Here is a 6,087-nt window from a genome sequence, read left to right on the forward strand (position 1 = left end):
CTCGGCGTCTGGGGCGGGGGCGGCGTGGGGCTCGCCGCTGTGATGCTCGGGCGCGCGATGGGGGCGCGGGTGGCGGTGTCCGACGTGGTGCCGGAGAAGCTCGCCATGGCGCGCGCGCTCGGGGCGGAGGCGGTGATCGACGCGCGCGGCGAGGACCCGGCCGGAGCGATGAAGGCGGTCACGGGCGGCGGCGTCCATGTCGCGCTCGAGGCGCTGGGGTTCCCGGAGACGACGGCGAACGCACTGAGATCGCTGGGAAAGCTCGGGCGGATGGTGCAGGTGGGGATGCCCGCGGGCGACCATGTCACCATGGCGCTGCCCTGGGACGCGGTCTATTCGGGGCAGCTCGCGATCTACGGCACGCGGGGGATGCCCGCGCATCGCTATCCCGCGCTCCTCGACTTCCTGGCGGCGACGGGGCTCGACCTCTCGCCGATGATCGCGCGGCGGGTGGGGCTGTCGGACGCCTCGGCGGAGCTCGCGCTCTTCGACGGGCCGGCGCCGCCGGGCGTGGCCGTCATCACCGACTTCGCCGCCTGAGCGCTCAGGTCTCCTCGCCGTCGTAGTAGCCGGCGAGGTCGCGCGTGCGGAAGACCCCGCGTGCGCCCGTCTGCGACCAGGTCCCGATCTTGCCGGAGTCGGGGTATTCGCAGAGCTCCACGGGCGCGAGCGTGGACAGCGCGAGGTAGCGCATCACGCCCGTGCCGGTGTTGACGATCTGGTGCGCCACCTCCGGCCCGCCGGTGGGGCAGGCGACGACGTCCATGGGCCGGAGCGGGTAGCGCTCGGTGCCGAAGCGCAGCTCGCCCTCGCCCTCGAGGACGAGGAACATCTCCTCCTCGGCGTGGTGGTTGTGGAACGGGCACTGCGCCTTGCCGGGCGGCAGTTCGGTCAGGTTGTAGCCCAGTTGCCGCGCGCCGATCCGGGCGCTGAACATCGCGCGGCGCGAGGTGTAGCGGCCGTTCTCCTCGATGTCGTCGAACTCGACATCCGCAAGGTTGATGACGGGGATCATGGCGCGGGCCTCCGGGGGGAGGGGACAGGTGCCGGACAGCGTAGCGGCGGGAGGATGCCCGGGCCAGAGAGGGCTGGCGCAGGACGCGGATTTGCGGCATGGAGCGGGCATGAAAGCCGCCGTCCTCGTCTTCCCCGGTTCCAACTGCGACCGCGACCTCGCCGTGGCCTTCCGCGCCGCCGGTTTCGAGACCGTCATGGTCTGGCACAAGGAGACGGAGCTGCCAGAGGGTCTCGACGTGGTGGGCGTGCCGGGGGGGTTCTCCTACGGCGACTACCTGCGCTGCGGCGCCATCGCGGCGCAGTCGCCGATCATGCGGGCGGTGGCGGGCTTCGCGGAACGGGGCGGGCACGTCCTCGGCATCTGCAACGGCTTCCAGGTCCTGTGCGAGACGCGGCTCCTGCCGGGCGTCCTGATGCGCAACGCGGGGCTGAAGTTCGTCTGCCGGGTGCAGGGGCTGAGCGTCGCGACGGCCGACAGCGCCTTCACCGCCGGCTACGCGGCGGGACAGGAAGTGGCCTTCCCGATCGCGCACCACGACGGAAACTACCAGATCGACGCCGACGGGCTCGCGCGGCTGAGGGGCGAGGACCGGATCGCCTTCACCTACCGGGGCAATCCCAACGGTGCGGTCGCGGACATCGCGGGCGTTCTCTCCGAGAACCGCCGCGTGCTCGGCCTCATGCCGCACCCCGAGCGCGCGGTGGACCCGGCGCAGGGCGGAACCGACGGCGCCGCGCTGTTCCGGTCGCTCGCGGACGCCTTCGTCTCGGCCTGAGCCGGACTTGAGCGCGCACCGCCCCGCGCATACTGTCCGTCCATGAGCGTGACGGACACGAGCCTCCGCCAGATGCGGACAGGGCGCGCCGGAGGGCCGCCGCGGCGCAGGACCTGGATCCTGCGCATCGCGATGCTGCTGTTCCTGGGCGTCGCGGTCGCGGTCATGTGGGTTTCCAACATCTGGCTGACCGAGCGCTTCACCGAGAGCACGCGGAACCGTTCCGAGCTGCGCCTCGCGCTCTATTCCGGCTCGATCATGTCCGAGCTGCAGCGCCATTCGGTGGTGCCGCTTCTGCTGTCGCGCGACCCGGTGCTGATCCGGTCGCTCGAGCAGAACGACTTCACCATGACCTCGCAGCGGCTGATCTCCTACGTGGAGGAGATCGGGGCCGCCTCGATCATCCTGCTCAGCCGCGACGGGCGCGTCGTGGCGGCCACCGACCGGCAGCGCATCGCCGAGCTGCGCTCGTCCGATCCCTTCTTCGTCGAGGCGCTGCGCTCGCCCGAGACGGTCTTCACCACCAACGAACCCGAGACGGGGCGCTTCGACTTCACCTTCTCGCGGCGGATCGAGGTGGACAACATCCTGCTCGGCGTGATCCTCGTGGAGGTGGACCTCAGCCGCATCGTCGAGCGCTGGCGCGGCACCAGCGAGGCGGTTTTCCTGACGAATTCCGAGGGGCAGATCATCCTGTCGACCGAGCCGCGCTGGCGCGGGCGGACCGAGGCGGAGGCGCTCGACCTCGCGCCCGCGCCCTCGGCCATCGAGCGGGCGATCGAGGCCACCGGCAACTGGGCCTTCGGGGATCAGAACGCGCTCTTCTTCGGCAACGACACGATCCGGCTCGAGGCGCGCATCCCGTTCCGGGGCTGGCGGATCGTCAGCTATACCGCCTATGCCTCCGTGCGGGAGCGGGTGAACGGCGTCCTCGCGCTCCAGATCATGGGATTCGCGCTGCTTCTGGCGGGCAGCTTCTACCTGGTGAGCCGCCGCGCGCGGCTCCAGTCCGCCGTGCTCCAGCGCGAGTCGGCGGAGCTTCGCCGCCTGAACGCCCGGTTGCAGCGGGAAATCGCCGAGCGCCAGAAGGCCGAGAAGAACCTCGAGGAAGCCGAGCAGAGCCTCGCGCAGAGCCAGAAGCTGGCCGCGCTGGGCGAGATGTCGGCGGCCGTCAGCCACGAGCTGAACCAGCCGCTCGCGGCGATGAAGACCTACCTCGCGGGGGCGCGCCTGCTGCTGCAGCGGCGGCGCTTCGAGGAGGTGGGCTCGTCCTTCCAGCGGATCGACGACCTGATCGAGCGGATGGGCGCGATCACCCGGCAGCTCAAGTCCTATGCCCGCAAGGGCGGAGACGCGTTCGAGCCCGTGGATCTTCGCGATGCGCTGAAGGGCGCGATCACGATGATGGAGCCGCAGCTCAGGACCATGCGCGTCGAGATCGACCAGAGCCTGCCGCGTCGCCCGGTCATGGTTCTGGCCGACCGGCTGAGGCTCGAGCAGGTGATCATCAACCTTCTCCGCAACGCGCTCGACGCGATGAAGGACAGCCCGCGCCGCGAGCTCGACCTGATCATCGCCGAGGGCGACGAGGCGGTGCTGACGGTGCGCGACTCGGGCGAGGGGATCACCGACCTCGAGAACCTCTTCGAGCCCTTCTTCACCACGAAGAAGCCGGGCGACGGCGTGGGGCTGGGTCTTGCCATTTCCTCGGGGATCGTGTCCGACCTCGGGGGAAGGCTGACCGCGCGCAACGGCGAGAGCTGCGGCGCCGTCTTCGAGATCCGCCTGCCGCTCCTGTCGCGCGGCGAGGCGGCGCCCGGAGGCGGACGCGCGGCGGAATGAGCATGGAGGGGACATCGCGATGAAGATTGCGATCGTGGACGACGAACAGGACATGCGCCAGTCGATCAGCCAGTGGCTGACCCTGTCCGGCTTCGAGACCGAGACCTATTCCTCGGCGGAGGACGCGCTGAAGTCGATCGGCTCGGACTACGCGGGCGTCGTCGTGACCGACGTGAAGATGCCCGGCATGGACGGCGTGACCTTCCTCAAGCGGCTGATGGCGCAGGACAGCGGCCTGCCGGTGATCCTGATCACCGGGCATGGCGACGTGCCGATGGCGGTCGAGGCGATGCGGATCGGCGCCTACGACTTCCTCGAGAAGCCGTTCAACCCCGACCGGATGACCGACCTCGCCCGCAAGGCCAGCCAGCAGCGCCGCCTGACGCTCGACAACCGGGCGCTCCGGCGCGAGCTGTCGGACGGCAAGGCGGTGATGAAGAAGCTCATCGGCTCCTCCCCCGAGATGGAGCGGCTGCGCGAGGACATCCTCGATCTCGGCCAGGCCGACAGCCACGTGCTGATCGACGGCGAGACCGGAACGGGCAAGACGCTGGTGGCGCACGCGCTCCACGCCGTCGGGCCGCGGGCGTCGAAGAAGTTCATCTCGATCTCCTGCTCCGCCTGGGCGGAGGAGCAGCTCTCGCAGAAGCTCTTCGGTCCGAACCCCGACGATTCCATCCCGCTGGTCGAGGAGGCGCGCGGCGGCACGCTCTGCCTCGAGGATATCGAGGCGCTGCCGAACGCGCTCCAGGCCCGCCTCCTGACGTTCATCAACGAACAGGCAAGCCCGCCGCAGACCCGCATCATCGCGATCTGCAACGAACATGCGCAGGGCAAGACGCTGGAGGATTCGCTGCGGCCCGACCTGTTCTTCCGGCTCTCGGCGATGACCATCATCTGCCCGCCCCTGCGCGCCCGCGGCGAGGACATCCTGACGCTCTTCAATCGCATGTCCGAGCAGTTCGCCGAGGAATACGGCTGCGACGCGCCGCAGGTGACGGCGCAGGAGGCCGCGCAGCTTCTCCAGGCGCCCTGGCCCGGCAACGTGCGCCAGCTCGTCAACATCGCCGAGCGTGCGGTCCTGCAGAATCGCCGGGGATCGGGGTCGATCACCTCGCTGCTGATGGCCGACAACGAGGCGACGGGCCCCGCGATGACGACCGAGGGCAAGCCGCTCAAGGAATACGTCGAGGCCTTCGAGCGGATGCTCATCGACAACACGATGCGGCGGCACAAGGGCTCGATCTCGGCGGTGATGGACGAGCTCTGCCTGCCGCGCCGGACGCTCAACGAGAAGATGGCGAAGTACGGGCTCAGCCGGTCCGACTATCTGTGAGGGTGTGATGAACGTCGTATTCCCCTGGATCATGTGCGCGCTGATCGTCGCCGGCTTCGGGGCGGCGGGCTGGATGCTGTCCGGCAGCGGGGTCGTGGCGCTCGGCGCGGCGCTCGCCAGCGCGTCCTTCGTCCGGCCCGGCCGGGCCTGAGCCCACGCGCTCCTCATCGCGTGTCGAGGAGGGTTTTGGGGGCGCATTCCCGCCCCCGGGCATCGTCGCGCCTGCACATAGGCCATTGTCTTCGGCGCGCGCCTGACCTTAATGTAACGCAACCGGCTTCGTGCCGGTGGATCAGTTTCTCTGCATCCCAGCCGCTCGCCGCGCAGAACACCGCCGCGACAGGGATCGCAGGTCACTCGGGCGACGGGGCGCATATGCCGTCCGGCCCAACCGGAACCGCCCCTCACGGGGCATGAAGGGCCGCAAGGGGTTTCCCGGTGCGGCCGGAGACAGACGCGATGCACGGCGCAGCAGCAGTCGAGGCGAGGGGGTACGGGGCCGATGCGCTCCGCGCGGCCCTCCCCGGACGGCGGGCCGTGTCCCTCGCGCTCATGCACATTCGCAACCGCTCGTCCCGTTCCTCCGGCGCACAGCCGGCGGGGGCGCCGCCGGGCGGCTTGCGGGCAAGGAACACATGGCAAAGAAGATGCTCATCGATGCCACGCATCCCGAGGAGACCCGGGTTGTCGTGGTTGACGGAACCAAGGTCGAGGAGTTCGATTTCGAGTCGCTGAGCAAGCGGCAACTGGCAGGAAACATCTACCTGGCGAAGGTCACGAGGGTCGAACCCTCGCTCCAGGCCGCCTTCGTGGATTACGGCGGCAACCGCCACGGCTTCCTCGCCTTCTCGGAAATCCACCCCGACTACTACCAGATCCCCGTCGCCGACCGCGAGGCGCTCCTCAAGGAGGAGCGTGAATACGCCGAGGCCATGGCCGAGGAGGAGGAGGAGCAGAAGCCCAAGCGCCGACGCTCCCGCCGCGGCAAGCCCTCGGGCACGCGGGCCGAGAGCGCGAACGGCGACGCCGTCACGCGCGGCACGCCCTCGGGCATGGACGTGGTCGATCTGGGCGACGAGGACGACCTCGCCGCCGACCTGACGCCCCCCGAGGAGG

6 protein-coding genes and 1 pseudogene are annotated in these 6,087 nt (G+C 69.9%); 6 read left to right on the forward strand and 1 reads right to left on the reverse strand.

What is annotated here, in order from left to right; all coding sequences use genetic code 11:
- The coding region (locus ACTS11_RS07755; RefSeq protein ID WP_442639754.1) for a zinc-binding dehydrogenase at positions 1-540 on the forward strand (540 nt) is incomplete at its 5' end.
- 4 nt (positions 541-544) lie between these two features.
- On the opposite strand, the gene ACTS11_RS07760 is transcribed toward ACTS11_RS07755, so the two are convergent.
- On the reverse strand, positions 545-1,015 hold the full coding sequence (locus ACTS11_RS07760; protein ID WP_442639755.1) for a cupin domain-containing protein: 471 nt from the start codon (positions 1,013-1,015) through the stop codon (positions 545-547).
- Positions 1,016-1,124: 109 nt separating this feature from the next.
- On the opposite strand from ACTS11_RS07760, the gene purQ reads away from it, so the two are divergent.
- The 5 genes and pseudogenes from purQ to ACTS11_RS07785 all read left to right on the forward strand — a co-directional run.
- Positions 1,125-1,793: a phosphoribosylformylglycinamidine synthase subunit PurQ gene (gene purQ / locus ACTS11_RS07765; protein ID WP_442639756.1), complete on the forward strand. Its 669-nt coding sequence runs from the start codon at positions 1,125-1,127 to the stop codon at positions 1,791-1,793.
- A 42-nt stretch (positions 1,794-1,835) separates the two neighbouring features.
- The gene (locus ACTS11_RS07770; protein ID WP_442639757.1) at positions 1,836-3,635 is read left to right on the forward strand and encodes a sensor histidine kinase; all 1,800 of its coding nucleotides are present in this window, start codon (positions 1,836-1,838) and stop codon (positions 3,633-3,635) included.
- Between the two features lie 19 nt (positions 3,636-3,654).
- Entirely contained in the window at positions 3,655-4,971 is a 1,317-nt protein-coding gene (locus ACTS11_RS07775) for a sigma-54-dependent transcriptional regulator (RefSeq protein ID WP_442639758.1), read from the forward strand.
- Between the two features lie 7 nt (positions 4,972-4,978).
- Complete coding sequence (locus ACTS11_RS07780; RefSeq protein ID WP_442639759.1) at positions 4,979-5,122, forward strand: hypothetical protein; 144 nt, start codon at positions 4,979-4,981, stop codon at positions 5,120-5,122.
- 484 nt (positions 5,123-5,606) lie between these two features.
- Positions 5,607-6,087 (forward strand): annotated as a pseudogene (locus tag ACTS11_RS07785) (ribonuclease E/G); the annotation flags it as partial.

Source organism: Roseicyclus sp. (assembly GCF_052168335.1).
Lineage (GTDB): Bacteria > Pseudomonadota > Alphaproteobacteria > Rhodobacterales > Rhodobacteraceae > Roseibacterium.

Bases quoted from the DNA above. Each gene is read 5' to 3' on its own strand.
- ACTS11_RS07770 (WP_442639757.1), top strand. From the start codon at position 1,836: ATGAGCGTGACGGACACGAGCCTCCGCCAGATGCGGACAGGGCGCGCC.
- ACTS11_RS07775 (WP_442639758.1), top strand. From the start codon at position 3,655: ATGAAGATTGCGATCGTGGACGACGAACAGGACATGCGCCAGTCGATC.
- purQ (WP_442639756.1), top strand. From the start codon at position 1,125: ATGAAAGCCGCCGTCCTCGTCTTCCCCGGTTCCAACTGCGACCGCGAC.
- ACTS11_RS07780 (WP_442639759.1), top strand. From the start codon at position 4,979: ATGAACGTCGTATTCCCCTGGATCATGTGCGCGCTGATCGTCGCCGGC.
- ACTS11_RS07760 (WP_442639755.1), bottom strand. From the start codon at position 1,015: ATGATCCCCGTCATCAACCTTGCGGATGTCGAGTTCGACGACATCGAG.